The sequence below is a fragment of the Bifidobacterium breve DSM 20213 = JCM 1192 genome (genome assembly GCF_001025175.1).
GTDB lineage: Bacteria > Actinomycetota > Actinomycetes > Actinomycetales > Bifidobacteriaceae > Bifidobacterium > Bifidobacterium breve.
Genome location: NZ_AP012324.1, coordinates 1,786,464 through 1,809,307 on the forward strand (window position 1 = coordinate 1,786,464; position 22,844 = coordinate 1,809,307).

At 59.6% G+C, this 22,844-nt stretch carries 15 protein-coding genes and 3 tRNA genes; 5 read left to right on the plus strand and 13 right to left on the minus strand.

Going from position 1 to position 22,844, the window contains the following annotated elements; genetic code table 11:
* Positions 1 to 83 precede the first annotated feature (83 nt).
* The 8 genes from ftsH to BBBR_RS07835 form a co-directional block, all read right to left on the minus strand.
* Positions 84 to 2,180 (minus strand): ATP-dependent zinc metalloprotease FtsH, encoded by a 2,097-nt coding sequence (gene ftsH / locus BBBR_RS07800; RefSeq protein WP_003830049.1) that lies wholly within the window; start codon positions 2,178 to 2,180, stop codon positions 84 to 86.
* Positions 2,177 to 2,740 (minus strand): hypoxanthine phosphoribosyltransferase, encoded by a 564-nt coding sequence (gene hpt, locus BBBR_RS07805; protein WP_003830048.1) that lies wholly within the window; start codon positions 2,738 to 2,740, stop codon positions 2,177 to 2,179. Before hpt ends, ftsH begins: the two co-directional genes overlap by 4 nt.
* Positions 2,727 to 3,878 (minus strand): tRNA lysidine(34) synthetase TilS, encoded by a 1,152-nt coding sequence (tilS, locus tag BBBR_RS07810; protein WP_003830046.1) that lies wholly within the window; start codon positions 3,876 to 3,878, stop codon positions 2,727 to 2,729. The genes hpt and tilS overlap by 14 nt, the downstream gene beginning before the upstream one ends.
* A gap of 35 nt (positions 3,879 to 3,913) precedes the next feature.
* Entirely contained in the window at positions 3,914 to 5,410 is a 1,497-nt protein-coding gene (locus tag BBBR_RS07815; protein WP_032738311.1) for a D-alanyl-D-alanine carboxypeptidase/D-alanyl-D-alanine-endopeptidase, read from the minus strand.
* A gap of 24 nt (positions 5,411 to 5,434) precedes the next feature.
* Positions 5,435 to 7,105: a hypothetical protein gene (locus tag BBBR_RS07820; protein WP_003830039.1), complete on the minus strand. Its 1,671-nt coding sequence runs from the start codon at positions 7,103 to 7,105 to the stop codon at positions 5,435 to 5,437.
* Positions 7,105 to 8,142, minus strand: a complete 1,038-nt coding sequence (locus BBBR_RS07825) for an ABC transporter ATP-binding protein (protein ID WP_225851403.1) — start codon at positions 8,140 to 8,142, stop codon at positions 7,105 to 7,107. The genes BBBR_RS07820 and BBBR_RS07825 overlap by 1 nt, the downstream gene beginning before the upstream one ends.
* Before the next feature lie 477 nt (positions 8,143 to 8,619).
* Positions 8,620 to 9,843 (minus strand): glycosyltransferase family 2 protein, encoded by a 1,224-nt coding sequence (locus BBBR_RS07830; protein ID WP_003830036.1) that lies wholly within the window; start codon positions 9,841 to 9,843, stop codon positions 8,620 to 8,622.
* The gene (locus BBBR_RS07835) at positions 9,843 to 11,435 is read right to left on the minus strand and encodes an AI-2E family transporter (protein ID WP_003830035.1); all 1,593 of its coding nucleotides are present in this window, start codon (positions 11,433 to 11,435) and stop codon (positions 9,843 to 9,845) included. Before BBBR_RS07835 ends, BBBR_RS07830 begins: the two co-directional genes overlap by 1 nt.
* Positions 11,436 to 11,512: 77 nt before the next feature.
* Here BBBR_RS07835 and BBBR_RS07840 point away from each other — a divergent pair, with 77 nt between their 5' ends.
* Positions 11,513 to 12,439: a glycosyltransferase gene (locus tag BBBR_RS07840; protein ID WP_003830034.1), complete on the plus strand. Its 927-nt coding sequence runs from the start codon at positions 11,513 to 11,515 to the stop codon at positions 12,437 to 12,439.
* 135 nt (positions 12,440 to 12,574) lie between these two features.
* Here the strand turns inward: BBBR_RS07840 and fucO are convergent, their stop codons facing one another.
* Positions 12,575 to 13,726, minus strand: a complete 1,152-nt coding sequence (gene fucO, locus BBBR_RS07845; RefSeq protein WP_014484170.1) for a lactaldehyde reductase — start codon at positions 13,724 to 13,726, stop codon at positions 12,575 to 12,577.
* A 351-nt stretch (positions 13,727 to 14,077) separates the two neighbouring features.
* On the opposite strand from fucO, the gene BBBR_RS07850 reads away from it, so the two are divergent.
* The gene (locus tag BBBR_RS07850; RefSeq protein WP_003830029.1) at positions 14,078 to 15,382 is read left to right on the plus strand and encodes a class I SAM-dependent methyltransferase; all 1,305 of its coding nucleotides are present in this window, start codon (positions 14,078 to 14,080) and stop codon (positions 15,380 to 15,382) included.
* A gap of 47 nt (positions 15,383 to 15,429) precedes the next feature.
* Here the strand turns inward: BBBR_RS07850 and BBBR_RS07855 are convergent.
* Together BBBR_RS07855 and BBBR_RS07860 are read right to left on the minus strand one after the other, a co-directional pair.
* Positions 15,430 to 15,505: transfer RNA gene (locus tag BBBR_RS07855), tRNA-Phe, on the minus strand.
* A gap of 49 nt (positions 15,506 to 15,554) precedes the next feature.
* A tRNA-Asp gene (locus BBBR_RS07860) sits at positions 15,555 to 15,628 on the minus strand.
* A 240-nt stretch (positions 15,629 to 15,868) separates the two neighbouring features.
* On the opposite strand from BBBR_RS07860, the gene trmB reads away from it, so the two are divergent.
* Positions 15,869 to 16,792, plus strand: coding sequence for a tRNA (guanosine(46)-N7)-methyltransferase TrmB (trmB, locus tag BBBR_RS07865; protein ID WP_032738310.1), 924 nt, complete (start codon positions 15,869 to 15,871; stop codon positions 16,790 to 16,792).
* A gap of 86 nt (positions 16,793 to 16,878) precedes the next feature.
* A tRNA-Glu gene (locus BBBR_RS07870) sits at positions 16,879 to 16,950 on the plus strand.
* A gap of 96 nt (positions 16,951 to 17,046) precedes the next feature.
* Here BBBR_RS07870 and BBBR_RS07875 read toward each other — a convergent pair.
* Together BBBR_RS07875 and BBBR_RS07880 are read right to left on the minus strand one after the other, a co-directional pair.
* Entirely contained in the window at positions 17,047 to 17,310 is a 264-nt protein-coding gene (locus BBBR_RS07875; RefSeq protein ID WP_003830024.1) for a tyrosine-type recombinase/integrase, read from the minus strand.
* Between the two features lie 500 nt (positions 17,311 to 17,810).
* Positions 17,811 to 19,292: a glycoside-pentoside-hexuronide (GPH):cation symporter gene (locus BBBR_RS07880; RefSeq protein ID WP_032738309.1), complete on the minus strand. Its 1,482-nt coding sequence runs from the start codon at positions 19,290 to 19,292 to the stop codon at positions 17,811 to 17,813.
* Positions 19,293 to 19,656: 364 nt separating this feature from the next.
* Between BBBR_RS07880 and BBBR_RS07885 the strand changes: the two genes are divergently transcribed.
* Complete coding sequence (locus BBBR_RS07885) at positions 19,657 to 22,794, plus strand: glycoside hydrolase family 2 TIM barrel-domain containing protein (protein ID WP_003830017.1); 3,138 nt, start codon at positions 19,657 to 19,659, stop codon at positions 22,792 to 22,794.
* Positions 22,795 to 22,844 lie beyond the last annotated feature (50 nt).

Consider the following 22,844-nt stretch of genomic DNA (forward strand, 5'->3'; position numbering starts at 1 on the left):
TTGATACCGGCTTTACAACGACGTCGGCCCGATCTGGCATACGGACGAAACCATATGCCGGATCGGGCCGAACAGTCATCGAATCACTCTTCCGTCTTCATACCGACTGAACGCTTGAGACTGTCGGGAATCTCCACCGGAGGCTTATCGGAGTCGGGGCGGTGTTCGTTGGACAGCCACACCGGACGGACCGGAGCCTTCTTGATCGGTGCGAAGATCTCCGCGAGCTCCTTCTCGTTGAGCGTTTCCTTGACCAGCAGCTGGCGAACCAGTTCGTCGAGGATATCGCGGTTCTCGTTGATGATGGTCCACGCTTCGGTATGCGCGGTTTCCACGAGCTTCAACACCTCGTCATCAATCACCTCGGCGGTGCGATCGGAGTACTTACGCGGCTGCAGACCGTCCATCACGGTGGTCTGGTCATCGTCGTCGCCCCACTTGATGGCACCGAGCTTGTCGGAGAACCCGTATTCGATCACCATGGTGCGGGCGATGTTCGTGGCCTTCTCGATATCGTTCGAGGCACCGGTGGTTGGATCGTGGAACACGATCTCCTCAGCAGTACGGCCGCCCATAGCGTAGGCCATCTGGTCGAGCAGCTGGTTGCGCGACTGCGAGTAGCGGTCGGAAGTGGGCATCACGGCGGTGTAGCCGAGTGCACGGCCGCGCGGCAGAATCGTCACCTTGGTCACCGGATCGGTGTTGTTCAGGGCGGCGGCCACCAGAGCATGGCCACCCTCGTGGTATGCGGTGTTGCGCAGCTCTTCCAGGGCCATGCCCTTGGACTTGCGCTTCGGACCGGCCTGGACACGATCAATGGCCTCGTCAATGGCACGGTTGTCGATGAGCTGGGCACCGGCGCGGGCGCACAGCAGGGCAGCTTCGTTGAGCACATTGGCCAAGTCGGCACCAGTGAAGCCCGGGGTACGCACGGCGACCATGTGCAGGTCGACATCCGGCACGAACGGCTTGCCCTTGGCATGCACCTTCAGGATCGCCTCACGGCCTTCCAAATCGGGTGCGGCCACGCCTACCTGACGGTCGAATCGACCCGGGCGCAGCAGGGCGGGGTCAAGCACGTCGGGACGGTTGGTCGCGGCGATGATGATGAGGTTAGTGTCGTTGTCGAAACCATCCATCTCCACGAGCAGCTGATTCAGCGTCTGCTCACGTTCGTCATGGCCACCACCCATGCCGGAGCCACGCTTGCGGCCCACGGCATCGATTTCGTCGATGAAGATAATGGCGGGAGCGTTCTTCTTGGCCTCGTCAAACAGGTCACGCACACGGGAGGCACCGAGTCCGACGAACATCTCGACGAAGTCGGAACCGGCCATCGAGTAGAACGGCACGCCGGCCTCGCCTGCGATGGCTCGGGCCAGCAGCGTCTTACCGGTTCCAGGAGGGCCATACAACAGCACGCCGCGCGGAATGCGAGCGCCCAATGCCTTGTACTTGGACGGATCCTTGAGGAAGTCCTTGATTTCCTCCACCTCGGCCACGGCCTCATCCTCGCCGGCCACATCGGCGAACTTGGTGGTGGGGGTCTGACCTTCGAGCAGCTTGCCGCTGTTCTTCTTGCCGCCCATGCCGAGCATGCCACCGGCACCGCCCATGCGGCTCATCAGGAACCAGAACAAGGCGAAGACGATGATGAACGGCAGAATAGAGGTGATGAGGTAGCTCATCATGCTGGTCTGCTCGATGTTGGAGGTCCAGCCCTTGGACAAATCACCGTTCTCCACGGCCTTGGCCACCTGAGCGCCCTGCGCAAAGGTGTAGTAGAACTGAACGTTCTTGCCGTAGTTGGTCACCTTGCCGGTGTCCGGATCCTTCTTGGAATAGTCGTTCTTGAGCTCAAGACGGACTACCTGCTTGTTATCCGTGATTTCGGCGTAGGTGGCTTTACCCTGGTTCAACAGCGCAAAGCCGTCTTTGGTGTCGATGGTTTTGGTGCCGCTGCCAGCAAACATCTGGAACATCAGCACGACCATAATCACCAGTACCGCGCCCCACAACCACGGCGACTGCCAGACCGGCTTGTTCTCATTGCCGTTCTTACGGCCATTGTTGTCGTTGCCGCGGTTGAACGGGTTGTTGAATGGGTTGCCGTTGTTGCGGTTATTGTTCGAGTTCGGGTTATTCCCGTTGCCCGAACCGGGCCCCTGGGGGAAACTCATGCTTGCACTCCTTGGTAAACGGACGGCTTGAGGACCGCGATCGAGTCGAGGTTGCGGTAGCGTTCGTCGTAATCGAGACCAAAGCCGACCACGAACTCATCCGGAATCTCATAGCCGGCGTACTTCACATCCACGTCCACCTCTCGGCGGGAAGGCTTGCTCAGCAGAGCAAACACCTCCACGGAGGCGGCGCCACGACGTTTCAGCTCCTCGACCAGCCACGCGAGCGTGCGTCCTGAATCAACAATATCCTCTACGATCACAATGTGCCGTCCGCGAACATCTGCGGACAAATCCTGACGAACCGTAATCTCACCACTGGATACTGTGCCCGAACCGTAACTGGACAGACTCATGAAATCAATCTGCACAGGGATGCTCATGGCCTGGCTGAACTCGACCAGCGTGTTCACGGCCCCCTTCAGCACGGCAACCAGCAGTGGGTCCTTGCCACGATAATCGTCACTTACCCGCGCGGCGACCTCATGGATTTTGGCATCGATCTGTTCTCTGCTGACCAGCTCGTGGTCAATATCTTCCTCAACGTCAGCGATTCGCATGGGCTCTATCTTGGCACACGCGAATGACGTGTTTCTGGCGCTTTGCTGAATATCCGCTGGGAAGTGCGACCGCCCCCTGACCATGCCAGTCGACGACCAGGCGATTGATGGCCTCGATTTGCGCGGAACTTGCGCTGATACCAGCCCGGGAGAGCGCATGGGCGATGGCTCGAAGACGGATTGCCTCATGTGTCGATTGCAGCGGTTTGACGGCAATGACCAAGCTGGGTTCTCGCTCCAGATCATTCGACTTGTCCGTCATGCCGGCAACGGAGGTTCCTTGTGATTCCGCCGTTTTCAGGGTGCTGCCAAGGGCTTCGATCATGGTCTTATCCGCCTGTTGATCCAGATACTCCTTGTCCAGTCTCGCCAATCGTGCGCCGTTGGCGATATGCTGCGTTACATCGGCACCGGCGAACCGCTTGATTGCCGGCAACAGGTCATGCCGGATACGTGAGCGGAGCGGGTAGTCTCGCGGCAGCTCGCCATCCACATCATCGCCGTTGGTGGGATCGTCCCAATAATGAATGTTCAAATCCTCGCAGATGCCGGTGGTTTCGGCTCGAGAAACGCCGATCAGCGGTCTGAGAAACATGATGCCGTCGCGGTGCATTACCTGCGGCATACCGGCCAGCGCATCAACGCCGCCACTGCGCAACAGCCCGATCAGCACCGTTTCCGCCTGGTCATCCAATGTATGAGCCAGCAACACCACAGCGGCATTCAGCTCGCGTGCCGCACCGCACAATTCCCCATACCGTGCCTCACGGGCGGCAGCCTCGACGCCTTCGCCCTGCACATGCACGCTGGCTGTACGAACAGCAACCGGGGCAAGGCCACAATCGCGGCATCGTTCAGCGGTCAAAGTCGCCACCCGATCGGAGCCTGACTGCAAACCATGATCCACGATCACCGCACCGCACCGCAAACCAAGACTAGCGCAGACAATTCGGCAAACCGCGGCCAGCGCCATCGAATCACGCCCACCCGAGCAGGCGACCAGCACCAAAGGCGCGTCGGGGGCCGCCTGGTGCTCACCATGCCGGGCAAATTCGGGCGACTGCATCCCTAATCCGGCCGATTCCAATGCCAGCCGGACGGCACCAATCGCCTTACGCAATCGAGCCGAATATGCCATGCCTCATCACCCGCCTTACCGTTACCGTTCGGCCATCACAGCTCGGCCAGCTTAGTGATGAATGCGCTGATGGCATTGCTCGCGGCCCAGTAATCCGCAGGATTATTAATCACCACCGCAAAAGACAACGCTCCCCCATGCGTACGGGACACATTGCCGGCCATCGAGGTGACCGTATCCAAACTACCGGTTTTGACGCGAAGCAAGCCGGCGACATCATCACTGGTGTATCGCTTCCGCGCCGAACCGACCAGACCAGCAACCGATAATCCTTCGGCCGCAGGGGCTCCATCGCCGACCGTCAGGTTACGCTGCTGCACGGCGGCCAATGTGCGCACGGTCAGCTGAGAGCCAGGAGACAGACCCGAGCAGTCGGCCATAGTAAGACCGTTGATGTCGATTTTGAGGTTGCCAAGCACTGTCCGCACCGCTTTGGTGGCACCTTCCGGGCTGTTGTTCTCCGAGCGTGCCAGTGCGGTGAGTCTGCCAAACTCCTCGGCCAAGGTATTGTCTGAATGACGCAACATGAACGCCAGGATTTCGGACAACGTTGCGGAGCTTACCGAAGTTATGGGGCTTGCGCCCTGAGGGGCGGCGTGTGCCGCCGGCTCCGCCTCCACGGTGATGCCGTGCTGTTGCAGCAGACCGGAGAACGTCGCGGCGACGTCCGCTGCAGTGTGCGGCGATAGTTCAGGGTATCCGGCCGAGGCATCCGGGTTGGCGGGCGCGGGCATGCTGTCGGAATATTGACGCCCGCCATCGATGGCCATGGATGATACCGATGTGAAATACGTGGTGTATTCGCCTAGCACGCCACCATCGGCGTTGCGCAGGCCCGTGGGTATGCGGGAATCGCCGAATAATGTGTCGTCGTAGTTGACGTGCACCGTGGTGATGCCGCGTTGCGCAAGGGCCGCAGCCGTGGCCTGCGCAAGAGTGTTCAGCCCGGCACGGCCGTTAATATGGTCGGCATCGGAATCGCCGGCAGACAGCAGCATGTCGCCATTGCCTTTGAGCGTCACCGTGTCGCTGCCGGTATCAGATTGGGTAAGAAACACCTGCGTGTCCAACGTGGCGGCCATGTTCAACGTGGATGATGCCGCGAGCGCGGTAAGCGTCTTCATAGTGGATGCGGGTTCGCGCGGAGTGCCTGACTCGTGCTCGGCGGCGACAGTGCCCCGGGCATCCTCGACCACCACCGAAACATCAGAGCCCACGCCTTCAGCCGCCAGCAGCTCGTTCATCACTTCGCCCGCAGCCGCGGCGTCGATAGTCTTGGTAGCGTCAAGGGAACCGGCGATGGTGCCTCCTTGCTTGGCCGAAACGGGGTCAGCGAAAGTGGGGGCGTCGACCGGTTTGAGGGTGAGCATACCAGGCATGACATCGTACACATCTGCAATGCAGTAGCCCGCGAATAGCGCAATCGTTATCAGCACGGAGATGATTACGGTAATCGTGCGTCGGACGGATCGGCGCGCGCTATGATTCGCCGCTCCACGCCGTTGGCGACGTGACATCGCAGTGGACGTCATCAGACTCCCTATCTCACGGGTCGGTTATTTCTGTAGTGATGCAAATGAATCGAGCGTGCTCACGATCGACAGTATTCGCGCCTCCAACAGCTTACCGCCCAGCCATGTCCCAAGCGCCAGAACACCGATGCCGTTGGCTAATGCGACCGGAATAATCACCAGCCAGCCGGCGATCCCCGCATGGATGACGAGCAGCACGATGGCGGCGATACCCGTGGGCAGCATCAGCAGCATGCTGCCAAGCATATAGACGAACGGGAAGAGGCCCTGAGCCATCGCTCGGCCTTGCGGCGAGGAGAACGGCTTGTCCATTGACGCCACGGGATACATGAGCACACAGGAGGTTATCTCAGCCACACCAAGACTGCTGAAGCCCACACCTAGGCCCACGGCAAGGAAGAACAACCCGATGATGAGATCGTCCGGCTGAGCCCAGCGCCCAGCAGTCACGCCGACTATCACTACGCAGCCCACATACAATAATGCCATGTAGACGACCATGATGCCGACATAGACTCGCACTCGGCCGAGCCTATCGGCCCAACCACGCACACCAGCGATGACCTCCATGGTGAAACCGCGGCCATCGTAGGCAAGACCATTGCTTTCCACAATGGACATGAACCATCCGCACCAAATCATCGACTGCCAGACGATTGCGTGTATACCGTGCGCCTGGAAGGCAAAGATAATTATGAACAGCACCGGCATGGCGAAGATCATGACCTGACGTGGGTCCCGCTTCAAGTAGGTGAGCACGCGTGCGGAAATCGCGCCGGACGTGGAATCGGGCATCCATGAGAATGCGCCGACGCCTTTCACGGTTGCGCTCTGCCCAGCGACTCCAACCGTCAGGCGTTCACGACGCAGGCACCATGTGCACACAGCGAAGCACACAACCCATGCAACCACCAATATGGCGATGCGCGCGAGCGCTGGCAACCATGCACCGGACAGCACATCGAACGGCAATTGGAATACCGCGCCGAACGGGGTCCATGCCATGACCGCCGCGGTGGCGCTCCATGCGGATGGATCAAGCCCGAACGCGATGCCGGAATTAACCAGAATATTCGGCAGCTGGCAAATCACCACGAACAGGAGAACAATCACAATATAGAATGTGCTTTTGCCTCGTTTGCTGGTCACCAGTGTGGTAGATAAGGCGATCAGCATTTTGGAAATGCTCATCATTGTGATGACGGCGAGCGGTGCGGCAACGAGCTCGGCGATCACCACTGCCGGGCCCATGGCACGGTAAGCCAGCGACCAGAGCATCAAGGAAATCACACCTGTGATGGCGGGGAGCCCGGATAAGCCAGAAAGCAGCAGGCCGAATTGCAAATTGCGATCTGCAATACCGTAGAGTGCGAATTTGCGCGGGCTCATGGTGGACCCTTCGCCCAACATCATGAGCTGAATCAAACCGATGAATACGGTGATTGTCGCACCGACCAGCACGGCGACCATGTTGACGATGCCGCCCGGCCCGAGAATGTTGAACGGATAGCCGTCCGAGTCCATGGTGGAAGGCGGGAGCATACCGACGAACCATGCGAGTATACCGGTCCCGATAATGGTGCCAGCGGCGAATATTGCGGAAAGAACGTAGGCAACCGTCTGCCATACCGATTTGCGCAGCGCCGCGAGGGTGAGCGCCCAACGCAGTCGGACCAGAGTGATTGCGGTACTCATTACCGGGCCTCGTTGTCTGCATTGTCCGCATTGTCCGCATTGCTTGCGCTACTCGAGCCGCCGACAATATCAGGATGAGGCTGAACTGTCTCCTGAGTGAAGGACTGAAGCGGGGTTGATTGGACGAGTTGCGATGCTGATTGCGTGGACGCAACAGGCTGCGCTGCCGGCTGATTGGGCTGTACTGCCGGCTGACCATCATGCGATAGACCACCATCGAGCCATGCGAGATGTGCCGCTTCATGGCGTCCACCAACCAACTGCAGGAAGCGGTCTTCAAGCTCTTCGCCGGAGGCAACCTCGTCCACCGTGCCGGCCGCGCACACCATGCCGTTGTTAATCACAGCCACATGCGTGCACATCTTCTCGACCAGTGTCATCACATGCGAGGAAATGATAACCGTGCCGCCGGTTTGCGCATATTCGACCAGGATGTCTTTGAGGTTGGCGCTAGATACCGGGTCCACGGACTCGAACGGCTCATCCAACACCAGAATGCGTGGGCTGTGAATCATCGCGGAGGCCAAGCAGATTTTCTTGGTCATGCCGGCCGAATAATCGGTGACCATAGTGTTGGCGACCTGGGCCAAATCGAAAGCATTCAGGAGGTCTTTCGCGCGGCGAGTGGTCTCCTCACGGCTCATGCCGCGTAGCATGCCGGAGTAGATGAGCAGCTGCAGGCCGGTGAGACGATCGAATATCTGATCGGATTGCGGCATTACGCCGATCATGCGTTTGGCGGTGTTGACATCGCTCCACACGTCGTGGCCCAGAATCATGGCGGTGCCAGCGTCCGGCACCAACAGACCGGTCACCATGTTAAGCGTGGTGGTTTTTCCGGCACCGTTCGGGCCTACAAGCCCATAGAACGAACCAATTGGGATGTCGAGCGCAAGCCCGTTGACTGCGATCTTCTGGTCGAAACGTTTAAATAGGCCACGAATCGACACCGCGGCAGTCGGATTCGGCGGCCATGCCTGCGGTTGTGGCTGTTGCGGCATCATCGGCGGCTGAGCAGGTGCGTCTCCAGGCCTCATCGCAGATTGAAATTCGGCATTCCCCTGGATATTGTCTAAGTTCATACACCCACTATAGTCCTTCAGCAGAGCAAAGCCCCCAGTAAATCGATATTTTGCCCTATTGACGAACCTTCAATGAAACAAAACCACAAGTCAATCAAGCTTTTGCTCCGCTGACAAACTTTCAGTGAGGTAATTCTGCGAGCCACCCAAGATTTTGCCCCGCTGACAGCCTCCCAGCGAAGCAAAATCTCCAGTCAATCGATGTCTTGCCCCACTGACGAGCCCTCAACGAAGCAAAACCACGGGTTACTAGTCGAATCACCCCGCTGACGGCCTCCCAGCGAAGCATATTGCCGAATAACTCGATGTTTTGCCCCGCTGAGACCCAACTAGCGAAGCAAAATCTCCAGTTAGTCGACGCCTTGTCCCACTAACAAGCCCTCAACAAAACAAAACCTTGGGCAATTGGTTGATTTGCTCCGCTGGACCTCATCAGCCTTTATGCGCGATGGGCTTCCACTGGACCTTGGCGAAGATGGCCTGGAATGAAATCGGCACATAGCTCAACATGTAAATAGGGAAGCTCAACACGTAGGCGAGCAACTCCTTGTTGGAGGCACCAATCTGATCGCGCTCAACGATGATGGTCAAGGCGGCCAGCGCCATCAGACCAAGCACCGACGTGACGATACCGTTCGACCAGCCAAGCAACGATTGCAGCTGGCTCGGCCAGCTCACAAAGCCAAAGGCGGCAAACAGCACACCCATAATGACGCGAATCACACCCAGCACGGTGAACGGGCACAACATCAAAGTGAAATCAATGCAGGAGAAATCGCGTTCTCGCACCGCTCGCTTGAGCAGGGCCGGACCGTAATAGCGGAACACCTGCAGGAATCCCTTACTCCAACGCAGTCGTTGACGCCAGCTCTGCGCAAAGGTGACAGGCTGCTCGTCGTACAGAATTGCGTTGCCGCAGTAGCCGATACGGTCGCCATGCAGAATCGAATCCATGGTGAATTCGAGATCCTCAGTAAGCAGATGGAACTTCCATCCACGATTGCGCTTCATCACGTCACGGGAGAACATGAATCCGGTACCGCCCACGTGGCAAGAGGATCCCAGAATCATGCGCGAGTTGGACAGGAATCGCGATTCACGGATGAACCACAACGCCGAGCCAGAGGAAACCCAGTTATCAGCCAAATTCACCGAGTTGCGGTAGCTGGTCAGGATCCTGAAGCCCGAGCAGAACGCCTTGTTCATTTCCTCGAAGTAATGCTTGTCGAGCTTGTTGTCGGCATCGAACACAAAGTAGGCCTCATAGTCATCTGCCGCGCCGGTATCGAGCATATGGTTCAGCAGATAGGTCAACGCATATCCCTTGCCAACCAGCTCAAGGTTATGCCGCTCAATCACATGGCATCCACGGGCACGCACCACTTCAGCGGTGTTGTCGGTGCAGTTATCCGCCACCAACCAGATATCAATGAGGCCGGTGGGATAGGTCTGCGCCTGAATCGAGTCGATGAGATTGCCGATGACGTTCTCCTCGTTGCGCGCGGAGATCAGCACGGCATAACGGTTGGTCATGGGCGCGTCGGGGAAACGCACGGGCTTGGCAAACAGGGACATCACAATGCACAGTCCCTGATACACCATGCCCGCTCCACCGACGATCACCAATAGGATGTCGAGCACAGTAAGCAATGTCATCAGTGCCACCCCGCTCTCGGATTGTCCGATACGGACGTATTGTCTGACGATGATTCAGGTTGTACAGCATCGGACGCGGCTGCCTCATCACCAGTGGAAGTGTGACGCTGAGGAATGGCGGAGGTATCCGGCTCATCGTCATCATCTTCCGCAGCGGTACCGCGCAATCCCTTGCGGGCATTGGCCGAAAGCACACGCTTCGGGATAGCCACCGTGGCGGAATCTTCGCCATCGTCTTCACTTCCCCCGTGCTCCGGAATCGCGTAGATCTGCTCCTGCAGCAAACGCAGCTCCTCGCTCATCGGCACCCGACTCGTCGACCCCTTGGCAGCACGCGGCATATGCTCGCCCAGTGGCTGCAGCACATGCTCGCCGAAGGCCTCAGATGCCTCGACGATCTTGGACTTCTTCTCCGGTTCGGGATCATTCATCAATGGCGAATCAATCAGGTCATACCGCTTGGTGTAGGCGCGGAAGATGGCCTGCAGGGAGGCGGTGACCGGCAAGGCCAGGAAAGCACCGAACGCACCAAACAGCGAACCGAAGGCCAGCACTGCGAGGAAGGCGACCGCGGCATTGATATCCATGGTGCGCTGGGAAATTCTCGGAGAAAGAATCAGGTTCTCAATCTGCTGGTAGACGATGATGAACACCAGCACAGCCACAGCATATGCCCAGCCGCGATCACCCCAAGCGAACAGCACCGGCAGCGCACCGCCGATATAGGTGCCGACTGTGGGGATGAACTGGGAGACCACACCGCAGAAGAGCGCCAGAGGCAGCCAATAGGGCACATGCAGAATCTCCAGGAAAATTGCGGTGCACGTGGCATTGATAAGCGCCAGGATGGAGCGGGAAAACAGGAAGGATGAAATCTGGCCTTGGGCCACAGTCCACACCAGCAAGAATCGGCGCTGCGTGCTGGGAGCCAGCCATTGGCAGAAGGAACGGCGCAGCTTGGGGCCGGCGGCGGAAATGTAGTACGTGGTCATCACCACGGTCATGAGATTCAGCAAGAAGGAGAACAGGCCACCCACAGTGCTCATGGCGGTACCGGCAAAGTCGGTAACCCACGAAGTCTGAATGTTGTTGACAATCTCAGTGCCAAGATTGTTGATTTCCGGCATCTTAAACGTGGCGTACTGATCGACGAACTCACGTATCTGCTCGTACATGCCCGGCAGACCTTTGAACATGGCGATCATCTGCTGCACGAACATGTTGCCGAACAAGGTGAACAGAACGCTCACCACCACGGCCACACCCACCAGGCTGACCATCGAGGCCACGCCGCGTTTCCAGCCATGGGCCACCAGCGCCACAACCAACGGTTCGATGGCGAGCGCCACGAACAGCGAGATGATGATGTCCAGCACCAGATAGGAGATGTCGCCCCATGAGCGCCAGCAGAACATGAACACGATGATGGCGATGGCCACATAGAGCAACGCACGACCGAACCATTCCGGAGGCCGGCGCGGATCGCCCCTAGAGGGGAACAAGGTACCAAAATCGATACGGTTCTCGTCTTCAGGACTAGCTGCGGTTTCGGCAGTGCCTACATTATCTGTGTTTCGCGCGCTTTCGCTCATGGCTCTCCATTGTAGCGAGTGGGTTTGAAGCTCGAGTCATCCCTGCGGAGTACACCCGCTTTCCTATTGTTGGGAATATGCTCAACGTTTCGATTATCATCCCCGCGTGGAACGAGTCCGAACGCATCCTCGATTGTCTGTTGAACGCCACACGCCAGACTGTTATGCCATATGAGGTACTGGTGGTGGATAACCGATCAACGGATGACACCTGCGCAATCGTGGAGCGGTTCATTGCCGAACATCCCGAGGCGCCGGTCAAACTGCTGCACCAGAACGACGAGCAAGGGCTGATTCCCACCCGCAATTTCGGCCTGAACGCCGCCACCGGCGATGTGCTGGGACGCTTTGACGCCGATTGCATGATTCGCCCCGATTGGGTTGAGGTGGTTTCCGGGATTTTCACCGAGGATCCCGGGGCCATGGGCGCCACCGGACCGGTGATGTATTACGATATGCCCTCACGCCACTTCGGCCTGAGGAGCGACAATTCCCTGCGCAAACGCATGTACAAAGCCGACGGCGGCCAGCCGCTGCTGTTCGGCTCGAATATGGCTTTGCGCGCTTCCGCTTGGTATCAGATCGCCAACGAGGTGTGCCGGGACAAAGCCGACGTGATGCATGAGGATATCGATATTTCGCTGCATTTGCTGGGCAAGGATTTGAAAACCGTATATTCGCCGCGCATGATTGCCGCGATGAGCGCTCGACGCATGGATACGTCGCTCAGTTCGTTCCTGAACTATATGCGTCGATTCAAGAACACGTTCGATGCGCATCCACAGCATTGGCGCAAGCATAAGCCGGAAATTCTCTTCACCGCCATGTATCCAGCAATGCATCTGTTCTATCCGGTATGGCAGAAAGTGCTGGACACTGCAGACATCAATCCGGCTGAGGCAGCGTGGATCAACGAGCAGATGGAACTGGCCGAGACCGAAGGCAAGCAGCTCTACGCCGAGACGCCTACTGACGAGGTCTATGACGAGCGCCACGAGAAATAAGTGGGCATATAGCGTTGCCCTCGCTGGCGGAGCTGTTAGCAAAGCTGACTGGGGGTGGCTACGGGAATACCGCAACCACCCCCAGTACGTCTCCGACGGACAGCCCCGCCAGCGGGGGCAACGCTATTGAGCAGATCACATCAGCGAGGTGTAGATCTTCAGGATGTCCTCTTCGGTGGCCTGACGCGGGTTGCCCGGTGTGCACACGTCGTTGAAGGCATCGTGGGCCAGCGGAGCCAGATCGGCCTCGGTGGCACCGACCTCGGAGATCGTGGTCGGGTTCTTCAGATCCACGGTGAGCTTGTGGACGGCCTGCACGGCCTCCTCACGCACCTTCTCCAGATCGCCGGTGTAGGCATCCTCAACGCCGAAGGCATCGGCGATGTCACGGTACTTCTCACCAGTGAAGTCCTTGTTGTATTCCATGACCGGAGCCAGCAGAATACCGTTGGCCACACCGTGGGCCACGCCCAGACGACCGCCCAGCGGGTGGGCCATGCCGTGCACCAGACCGAGGCCGACGTTGGAGTAAGCCATACCGGTGATGTAGGAGGCGTAGGCCATCTGCTCGCCGGCCGGGATATCGCCATCGGCGGACTTGGCCAGGTTCTTGGCAATCATGCGGATGGTCTGCATGGACAGGCAGTCAGACAGGCTCCAAGCACCCGGGGTGATGTAGCCCTCGATGGCGTGGGTCAGGGCATCCAGACCGGTGGCCACCTTCAGGCCGCGCGGCATGGAGTCGGTCAGATCCGGGTCCACAAAAGCGACAATCGGGATGTCATGCGGGTCGACGGCCACGAACTTACGCTTGTTGGCGGTATCGGTGACCACATAGTTGATGGTGGTCTCGGAGGCGGTGCCAGCGGTGGTGGGCACGCCGAAGATCGGGACGGACGGGTTCTTGGTGTCGGCCACGCCCTCGAGGGAGAGCACGTCGGCGAACTCCGGGTTGGCGGTGATGATGCCGATGCCCTTGCAGGTATCCTGCGGGGAACCGCCGCCCAGACCAATCAGGAAGTCGGCGCCGGATTCGGCGAACTTGGCCACGCCATCCTTGATGCACTCGACCGGCGGGTTCGGCTTGACGTTGGAGAACACCTCATAGGGCAGGCCGGCCTCGTCCAAAACCTTGGTGACCTTCTCCGCCGTGCCGGTCTCCAGGAGCACCGGGTCGGTGACGATGAACGCCTTCGTGAAGCCATGCTGCTTGGCAACAGCCGGAATCTCCTTGATGGCGCCGCGACCGAAGTATGCAGTCTGGTTGAAAATCATGCGATAGACCATAAGTGCTCTCCTTTTGAGCTCGTTCATTAACCGATGAGTCACTCTGTCATTGAGCGGTTCAACGGTTCTCCAGTGTACTCCGAATGTTAACGTTAACCTGAAAACACGCTGAAAAAACAACGCTGAAAATAATGTCAAGAACGGCGAAATTCCGCGCTTATTGAGATTCTGTCTCAATAAGTCGCAGCGATAAGAAACGAGGGAGTCCGGCATACGGGGCGCACCTGACCAATTCCATCAGCCGAACGCGAACGGGGTCATCAGATGACTCGCTCACCGTTTTCTACTTCTAGAAGAGGACTAAGATACGTCGCAGTTGGGGTGATCACAGGTAGTGGAATGAGGTAGATAATGGCAAACGGCAAGGCTATGACGGTCGGCGAGATGGCATCCCTATTTCTCGATCCCGCCACCCCTGTTCGCATCGACGCTTTCGATGGCTCTCATTTCGGACCGGCAGACGCCGATCTGAAAGTCAACGTCGCCACCCCGAATTGCATGTATCAGCTGCTCGCTCATCCGAGCGAAATCGGTATTGTGCGCGCGTATATTCTGGGCGATTTTGGCGTGGAAGGCATCGACTATGCCGATCCGTACCCTGCCATGCGCAAGCTGATTTCCCTGTCCAAGTACGTCAAGCCGCTCACTCCTGCTTCCATCGCCCGCGTATCCGCAGGAATACTCAGCCATGGCTTCAAGAAGCCGCCGGTGCCTTCCACCGAGGGACCGAGCAAGTTCGCCCGCATTAAGCGCGGCCTGATGCCACATACCGAAAAGGCCGATTCGGAAACCGTCAGCTTCCATTACGACATGTCTAACGAGTTCTATGCCGACTTCCTAGGTCCGTCCATGACCTACACCTGCGCGGTGTTCGACAACGAGCATATGAGCCTTGAAGACGCGCAGGCCAACAAGCTGCGCCTGATTCTCGACAAGCTGGATCTGAAGCCAGGCGAACGACTGCTCGATATCGGCTGCGGATGGGGTTCGATGGTCATCACCGCAGCCCGCCGCGGCATCAAGGCGCTGGGCGTCACGCTGTCCAAGGAACAGGCCGCATACGCCAACGAGTGGATCGCCCGTGAGGGATTGCAGGATCTGGCCGAGGTACGCGTGCAGGATTATCGCGAGGTGCCTGAGCATGACTTCGATGGCATCTGCTCAATCGGCATGATGGAACACGTGGGCGTCAAGAACTACCAAAGCTACTTCGAGGAGATGTTCCGCCTGCTGAAGCCGATGGGCCGCTTGGTGAACCACCAGATCACCATCAGCCATGACAAGCCACACGGCAAGCCCGGCACCGACGAATTCCTCGATCGCTACATCTTCCCGGATGGCGACCTCGGCGCGCCCGGCTTCATCGAATCATGCATTCATGACGCCGGTTTCAACGTGGTGCACCAGGAGAACCTGCGTCAGCATTACGCGCTCACCCTGCATCACTGGAACCAGAATCTCTCCGAGCACTGGGATGACGCGGTCAAGCAGGTCGGATTCGAGCGTGCCAAGGTGTGGGGCATGTATATGGCCGCCTGCGCCCTGAACTTCGAGCTCGACGGCATTCAAATTCACCAGTTCCTGGCCGCCAAGCCAGACCGCGTGGGCCACCCGGACGGCAAGTGGTATCCGTTGCGCCAATGGTGGCAGGCCTGACACCCCTCGCAACAACGAAAAGCCCCGCATCATGCAGGGCTTTTCTGTGGTGGCTCCGAGCGGCATCGATCCGCTGACCTAGCGATTTTCAGTCGCTCGCTCTACCAACTGAGCTACAGAGCCAGTGAACAGTCGAAAGCCCGGACAAAACCGGGCTTCATAACCATTCCAGCGACCCCGGCCGGACTTGAACCGGTGACCTCCGCCGTGACAGGGCGGCGCTCTAACCAACTGAGCTACGGGGCCATGTTGTTTCTGTCATGCGACAGACAACAGATGTATATCTTATATGAAATTAGCAACCTCGCAAACCACGGCGTGTTTCGCGATATTGCAGCGTTTCCGGCACTTGGCATATTCGTTGTGAATACCTGTAATTTCGCGACTCGCACTGACCGGCACCGCCGATTGCAGATATCCTCTAGGTAACTGGCTTGCTATGGTGAGTGATGCAACATATCAGCGACCCAAATGAATAGCAACACCATGAGTGAGACGCGCAACGTTACTCCAGGCAGCTCCAACCATTCCGAGGAACATATGACAGACCCGATGACTACCCCCACGACTGCCGGCGTGGCTCACGCCACCACCGCTAATGCGAGCGCCACGCATCCACACCCATTGCACAAAGTGCTCTCCTTTGTGCGACGCTCCGGAAGGCTTGACGACCGCCTGCAGCGCGCATGGGACAACTATGCCGACACGTATCTGCTCGATATCACCACTGGCAATCTGCTGGACGTACGCGAAGGCGTGACGCTCAACCGCAATTTCGTCGCACAGCATTGGGGCAACGACAACCCGCTCATTGTGGAAATCGGCACCGGCCAGGGCGAGAATGTGGTCGCCGCAGCGGCGGCCCACCCCGAAACGAACTTCCTGGCGCTCGAAGTTTACGACCCCGGCGTGGCCCACACGTTGCTGCTGGCGGGCAAGCAAGGGCTGCCCAATATCCGAGTGGCACAGGTCAACGCGCCTGAACTGTTTAAGGTCACCGAGCCCGGCACTGTGGCTGAGGTATGGACGTTCTTCCCCGATCCGTGGCCCAAGAAGAAGCACCATAAACGCCGTATCGTTCAGGTTGGCATGTCGGACGACATCCACCGCGCACTGGTCGAAAACGGGCTGTGGCGCATCGCCACCGATATCGAGGATTACGCCTTGCATGTGCACGAGGTGATGGATCATCTTGATGGCTGGACTAACTTGGGAGGCGTCACCGTCAGTCTTCCTGTGGAGCACGTGGGCAAGGGCAACGCAGACATGGCCGCCGATATGCCGCACGCTGACTTCAAGGAATCCGAACGGTTCGAGGGCCGTGTGCTCACCAACTTCGAGAAGAAGGGACTGGCAGCCGGCCGAGTGATTCACGATTTCACGTATCAGGCAGTACCGGTCTCCCGATAAGCGGGCATCCGCGGCACGTCCGACACACGGGCGTGTCGCGGATTTGCATAAAACCGATTCCTTCATTAAAGTAGCTCAAGTTGTTCGCCCCCATCGTCTAACGGTTAGGACACCAGACTTTCAATCTGACAACGAGAGTTCGACTCTCTCTGGGGGTACCGCATAGAAGAGCCTTGGAAACGTTGAGATTCCAAGGCTCTTCGCATATTCATCGTGCTAGACGCCACCGTTTTGCAAGGTTTTTGCAAGGCGTTCTACTCGTTGCTATCGCCTTCGGTGTCCAATGCCTCGCCGTATTCGTCCAGATCGGAGTCGTACAGGTCGGCGTATGTCTCCATCGTCTGCGCGAACGTATGGTGTCCGGCTATCCGCTGCACTAGTTTCGGGTTGACACCGGCATGGATAGCCAGACTCACCGCCGTATGCCTTAGATCATGTGGGGTCATGTAGTCGGGTACGCCCTCGGTCTTCTCGACGGACACGGTGAGCCAGCCGGTGCGACTGTCGGGATGACGCATGTAGTCGTCCTTGGTCAGGTTGGCTGGATTGGCTACAATGCATTAGACAGTCCGATGAGGGACGAACGACATGAGATCTGAGGCCGACGATGGCCGGCCCGAAACATCCCCGGATACCGGAGCCCGAAGGAATTCACCGAACAAGGACTCGTCCTCTAAGAAACTGTCCAACACACCGCTGCCAATCCATCGTCGCCCGCAGGTTCAGGCACGGAAACAACGCCGCCGGCCGCCACTCCGGCACGATGCAACCCGTCGATGCCGAGGACGCCGACGCGGATGCCGTCGAAACCGCGGAGCCGGTTCCCAGCGGACAATCCGCGGTCTGACCGAAGCGACAGAGACCGCTCTCCGCCGCGATGATTCTTCCGGCCGGACGACAATCCGACCGGGACCCCGACGGCTCTCTTCCTTCTTCTCTCCCCGTCGGGCATGGCAACGGCCCTGCGCCAACGGTTCAAACCGTTAACGCAGGGCCGTTCCCTCGCTGCTCGGACTCTTTACTGCTTGTCGGTTTCCTCGGAGGCGAGTCGTTCTTCGAGCTGTTCGACGATGTGGTCGTGCATGTTCTCGTCAATCTTAACGGCCAGGAGGAAGACGAGGAGGCTGGCGACGATACCGGCGAGCGGCAGGTAGTAGGCGCAGGTCTTGAACGTGCGAATGTTCGCGGCGGTCATGTCGGCGGCGGTGGCGTTGCCGACCATTCCGGCGGCGACGACCACGAAGCCCACGATGCCGTTGGACAGGGCGCCAGCGATCTTGTCGAGCATCGGGCGCACGGAGAGGGTGACGGCCTCGTTGCGCTTGCCGGTCTTGAGCTGTCCGTATTCGATGGAGTCGGTCATGCTCAGGATGGCGGTCATCTGGATGGTCTGCGCGGGAAGGTAGAAGAGGACGAGCGCGACGATGACGACGGGCAGGTTCATGGGCGCGATGATGAACAGCGTGTAGCCGGCGATCATGAGCGCCATGCCGGCGGTGTACAGCCAGCGGCGCGGAATGCGGCGGTTGAGCACCGGGTAGAGGGGCGTGGTGACCAGTCCGGTGATGACCGGGATGACGCCGGCGATGGAGAAGCTGTCCGGGGCGCCGAGCACGTATTTGAACTGGTAGAAGAGCACGCCGGTGGTGGCGACGTTGGCCACGGAGTACAGCAAGTAGCTCAGGGCGACCCACAGGAGCTGGTCGTTCTGGGCGATGGCCTTGAACGCCTCGATGGGGTTGCCGTTGGCCTCGGCCTTGGCGCGCAGCTCGCCCTGGTTCTCTCGGGTGCCGAACGCGACGCTCCACGCGGTGAACAAGCCGAGCACGGCAATGATGATGGCGAACGCCGCCCAGCCGGTGCGGCCCTGCTCCCACTGGCCGGTGAACTTCCAGGTGAACCAGCTGACGACGGGCACGACGATGACGGTGACGCCGTTGTAGCCGATGGATCCGGTGAACGCGCCGAGCGCGGTGTACGTGCTGCGCTCGTGCGAGTCGGAGGAAATCGCGGGGATCATGCCCCAGTACGAGATGTCGCGCAGCGAGTAGATCACGTCGAGCAGGATGAACACGATGACGAACAGGACCATGAACACGCCGGTGTTCACGTCCACGAGGCCGAACAGGCCGGTGAACACCATGATCAGCAGGATGCCGGGCACGATGCCGCCGATGAACTGCCAGGGACGGAACCGGCCCCATCGGGTGTTCGTGTTGTCCACGAGGTTGCCGAGCAGCGGGTCGAGGAAGATCTCCGCGATGCGGATGACCACTATGAGTCCGGTGATCACCGCGATGAGGCGCTTGGCCAGCGTCTTGTCCACATCGATGAACAGCGCGGTGGTCACGAATGTGATGAAGAACGTGCTCATCGTGTTGTAGAACGCGGCCTGGCCCAGGTTGCCGAATGCGTATGCGATCTTCTGCCCCATGTTTCCTGAAGGCGTGGCATGCGGCTGTTCCGACGTCGCCATGCGCTGTGTGGTGGATCCGCTCATGGTGTGGTGGCCTCCTTGCGACCTATAAAGAATCCGTACGCGGGAACCGCTCCAATCCCGCAAAACTTCAGTATAGAACTTTCTTGAAAAAGTAAAAAAATTTACCGCGTGTCGCAAATCATGCCAACGTTTTGCAACCAGCACTCCGTGTGGATGAGTAAGGTTTGAAGCTTGCTTGATGTGCTTGGGTCTTAAGAAATCCACGTATTTTGCATGTTGTAGGCCTTATGCCGCGAGATGCTGGAAAAATTTGCGCAATCAAGTAAAAATATTTATCCTTATTATATAAGGAACCCGATTCAACGAGGTTCCCTCACTGCGGCGGCAACGACGCGACGCAATCCGATGCGAAAGCGAGGACATCATGAACACAACCGACGATCAGCTGAAGAACGGCGATCCGATCGTCTCACCGTCCATGCCGACAACGGCATGGCTCACGGACCCGCGCGTGTACGCGGTCCACCGGCTCGACGCCCATTCCGATCATGCGTGCTGGTCGCACGCCCCCGTCAACGGCGAGGGTTCTGATCTCGGGCAGAGCCTTGACGGCGAATGGCGGGTCCGCGTCGAGACGGCGCCGACGGGCCGTTTCCCCGATGGGACGAGCGACGTGTCGCCTCTGTTCGCCGCGTCCGACTTCGACGATTCGTCGTTCTCCCGCGTGCAGGTGCCCTCGCATCTGGAGACTGCGGGGCTGCTTGCCCCGCAGTACGTGAACGTGCAGTACCCATGGGACGGACATGAGGACCCGGAGGCTCCGGCCATCCCCGAGCACGGCCATGTGGCGGTCTACCGGCGCGAGTTCGACGCGGATGGCGAAGTCGCCCAGGCCGTGCGCGAGGGGCACCCGGTGACGCTTACCTTCCAGGGCGCAGCCACAGCCATCTACGTGTGGCTCAACGGCTCGTTCGTTGGCTACGCCGAGGACTCCTTCACGCCCAGCGAGTTCGATGTGACGGACGCTATCAAGATGGAAGGCAACGTGCTGGCGGTCGCCTGCTACGAGTATTCGAGCGCGAGCTGGTTGGAGGATCAGGACTTCTGGCGGCTGCACGGCCTGTTCCGCTCCGTCGAACTCAACGCGAGGCCTTCCGCCCATGTCGCCGACATCCACGCCGACACCGATTGGGACCCCGCCACATCTCGCGGATCGCTCTCGCTGGACATACTAGTCGACGGCACACCGAACGCCGCGACGGCCGACCTCGTGCTGCGCGATAAGAACGGCACGACCGTCTGGCACACCTCCACCGAAGCGACAGGAACACTGCACGCCGAGGCCGAGATCGACGGCGCGTCGCCATGGAGCGCGGAACGACCCGACCTGTACACCCTGTCCATCGCCCTGCTCGACGCGGACGGCAGGATCCTGGAAATCGCGCGCACCCGCATCGGCTTCCGCCGCGTGTCCATCGAGGACGGCATCCTCAAGCTCAACGGCAAGCGCCTCGTGTTCCGCGGCGTCAACCGCCACGAGTTCGACTGCCGGCGCGGCCGGGCCATCACCGAAGAGGACATGCTGTGGGACATCCGCTTCATGAAGCGCCACAACATCAACGCGGTGCGCACCTCGCACTATCCGAACCAGTCACGCTGGTACGAACTGTGCGACGAATACGGCATCTACCTGATCGACGAGACCAACCTGGAAACCCACGGCAGCTGGAACAGCCCCGGCGACATCCCCGTGGGAACCTCCGTCCCCGGCGACGACGAAGCCTGGCTCGGCGCATGCATCGACCGACTCGACAGCATGATCATGCGCGACCGCAACCATCCCAGCGTGCTCATCTGGTCGCTGGGCAACGAATCCTATGCGGGCGAAGTCCTCAAGGCCATGAGCGCGCACGCGCACCGGCTTGATCCGGGTCGTCCCGTCCACTACGAAGGCGTCAACTGGAACCACGCCTACGACGAGATCAGCGATTTCGAGAGCCGTATGTACGCCAAGCCGGCCGAGATCCGAGACTGGCTCGAACACGGCGACGAACGAGGCGAGGCGAGCAAGCCGTTCGTCAGCTGCGAGTACATGCATGCCATGGGCAACTCATGCGGCGGCCTGAGCGAGTTCATCGACCTCGAACGGTACGAGCGCTACTCCGGCGGATTCATCTGGGACTACATCGACCAAGGGCTCGTCCAGCGTCTGCCCGACGGATGCGAACGCCTCAGCGTCGGCGGAGACTGGGGCGACCGGCCGACCGACTACGAATTCGTGGGCAACGGCATCGTATTCGCCGACCGCACCCCCAGCCCCAAGGCGCAGGAGGTCAAGCAGCTGTATTCGCCGGTCAAGCTCACCCCCGACGGACACGGCGTGACCATCGAGAACCGCAACCTGTTCGCCAGCACCGACGGCTATGTATTCGCCGCACGGCTCCTCGAAGACGGACGCGAGATTTGGCATGCCGACTACCGTTTCGACGTGGCCGCAGGAGATACCCAACACCATGACATCGCCTTCCCGGACATCGACTCCGACGAGGGCACGCGCGAGGTCACCTATGAGGTCGATCTCCTGCTCGCAGAGGCCACCGCGTGGGCACCCGCCGGCTACGAACTCGCCTTCGGACAACTCACCGACACCCTCAACCCCGAAGGGGACATCACCGGGAACAACCAAGACGACGGCCGCGCGACGGTCACTCTCAGCCGATGGAACGCCGGCATCCGCCGCGACGACGAGGAAATCCTCATGTCACGCACCCAGGGAGGCATCGTCTCCTGGAAGCGCAACGGGCGGGAAATGGTCATCCGCCGTCCCGAGATCGTCACCTTCCGTCCTCTGACCGACAACGACCGCGGCAATCGCTCCGGATACGACCGGGCCGCATGGTTCGCGGCCGGCCGCTACGCCGTCGTGACCGATACGAGCATCACGCAATCCGACGATGGCGGACTCACGGCCGCATACCGGTACGAACTCGCCGACCCGGATCACACGCCGGTGTCAGTCACCTACCGCGTCACGCCCGGCATGCGCATGCAACTGACCGTCGAATACCCCGGCAACGCCGCAGGAGCGGCCAGCCTGCCCGCATTCGGCATCGAATGGGAGCTGCCAGGCGAATACCAGCACCTGCGCTACTACGGTACCGGCCCCGAGGAGACCTATCGCGACCGCAAGCAGGGCGGCAAGCTCGGCATCTGGGACACCACCTCAGAGGCGAGCACGGCACCGTATCTCATGGTGCAGGAAACCGGCAGCCATGAGGACGTCCGCTGGCTCGAAGCCACCGACATCCAAGGCCACGGATTGCGCGTCACCCAACGCGGCGACCGCCACTTCACGGCGAGCCTGCTGCCCTGGAACACCTACACGATCGAAGCCGCGCGGCGCCACGAAGACCTGCCCGCACCGCGCCACAACTATCTGCGCCTGCTCGCGGCCCAGATGGGAGTCGGCGGAGACGACTCCTGGGGAGCCCCCGTCCACACGGCCTACCAGCTGCCCGCCGACAGGCCGCTCACCCTCGACGTGAACCTCGAACTCATCTGACCGGCAACGGGCGGCGGCATGCACCATCATGCCGCCGCCCGTACCCGTAT

What these genes read in the sequence shown, in the direction of transcription:
- ftsH (WP_003830049.1), bottom strand. Translation starts at nt 2,180, where the DNA reads ATGAGTTTCCCCCAGGGGCCCGGTTCGGGCAACGGGAATAACCCGAAC.
- hpt (WP_003830048.1), bottom strand. Translation starts at nt 2,740, where the DNA reads ATGCGAATCGCTGACGTTGAGGAAGATATTGACCACGAGCTGGTCAGC.
- tilS (WP_003830046.1), bottom strand. Translation starts at nt 3,878, where the DNA reads ATGGCATATTCGGCTCGATTGCGTAAGGCGATTGGTGCCGTCCGGCTG.
- BBBR_RS07815 (WP_032738311.1), bottom strand. Translation starts at nt 5,410, where the DNA reads ATGACGTCCACTGCGATGTCACGTCGCCAACGGCGTGGAGCGGCGAAT.
- BBBR_RS07820 (WP_003830039.1), bottom strand. Translation starts at nt 7,105, where the DNA reads ATGAGTACCGCAATCACTCTGGTCCGACTGCGTTGGGCGCTCACCCTC.
- BBBR_RS07825 (WP_225851403.1), bottom strand. Translation starts at nt 8,142, where the DNA reads ATGAGGCCTGGAGACGCACCTGCTCAGCCGCCGATGATGCCGCAACAG.
- BBBR_RS07830 (WP_003830036.1), bottom strand. Translation starts at nt 9,843, where the DNA reads ATGACATTGCTTACTGTGCTCGACATCCTATTGGTGATCGTCGGTGGA.
- BBBR_RS07835 (WP_003830035.1), bottom strand. Translation starts at nt 11,435, where the DNA reads ATGAGCGAAAGCGCGCGAAACACAGATAATGTAGGCACTGCCGAAACC.
- BBBR_RS07840 (WP_003830034.1), top strand. Translation starts at nt 11,513, where the DNA reads ATGCTCAACGTTTCGATTATCATCCCCGCGTGGAACGAGTCCGAACGC.
- fucO (WP_014484170.1), bottom strand. Translation starts at nt 13,726, where the DNA reads ATGGTCTATCGCATGATTTTCAACCAGACTGCATACTTCGGTCGCGGC.
- BBBR_RS07850 (WP_003830029.1), top strand. Translation starts at nt 14,078, where the DNA reads ATGGCAAACGGCAAGGCTATGACGGTCGGCGAGATGGCATCCCTATTT.
- trmB (WP_032738310.1), top strand. Translation starts at nt 15,869, where the DNA reads ATGAGTGAGACGCGCAACGTTACTCCAGGCAGCTCCAACCATTCCGAG.
- BBBR_RS07875 (WP_003830024.1), bottom strand. Translation starts at nt 17,310, where the DNA reads ATGCGTCATCCCGACAGTCGCACCGGCTGGCTCACCGTGTCCGTCGAG.
- BBBR_RS07880 (WP_032738309.1), bottom strand. Translation starts at nt 19,292, where the DNA reads ATGAGCGGATCCACCACACAGCGCATGGCGACGTCGGAACAGCCGCAT.
- BBBR_RS07885 (WP_003830017.1), top strand. Translation starts at nt 19,657, where the DNA reads ATGAACACAACCGACGATCAGCTGAAGAACGGCGATCCGATCGTCTCA.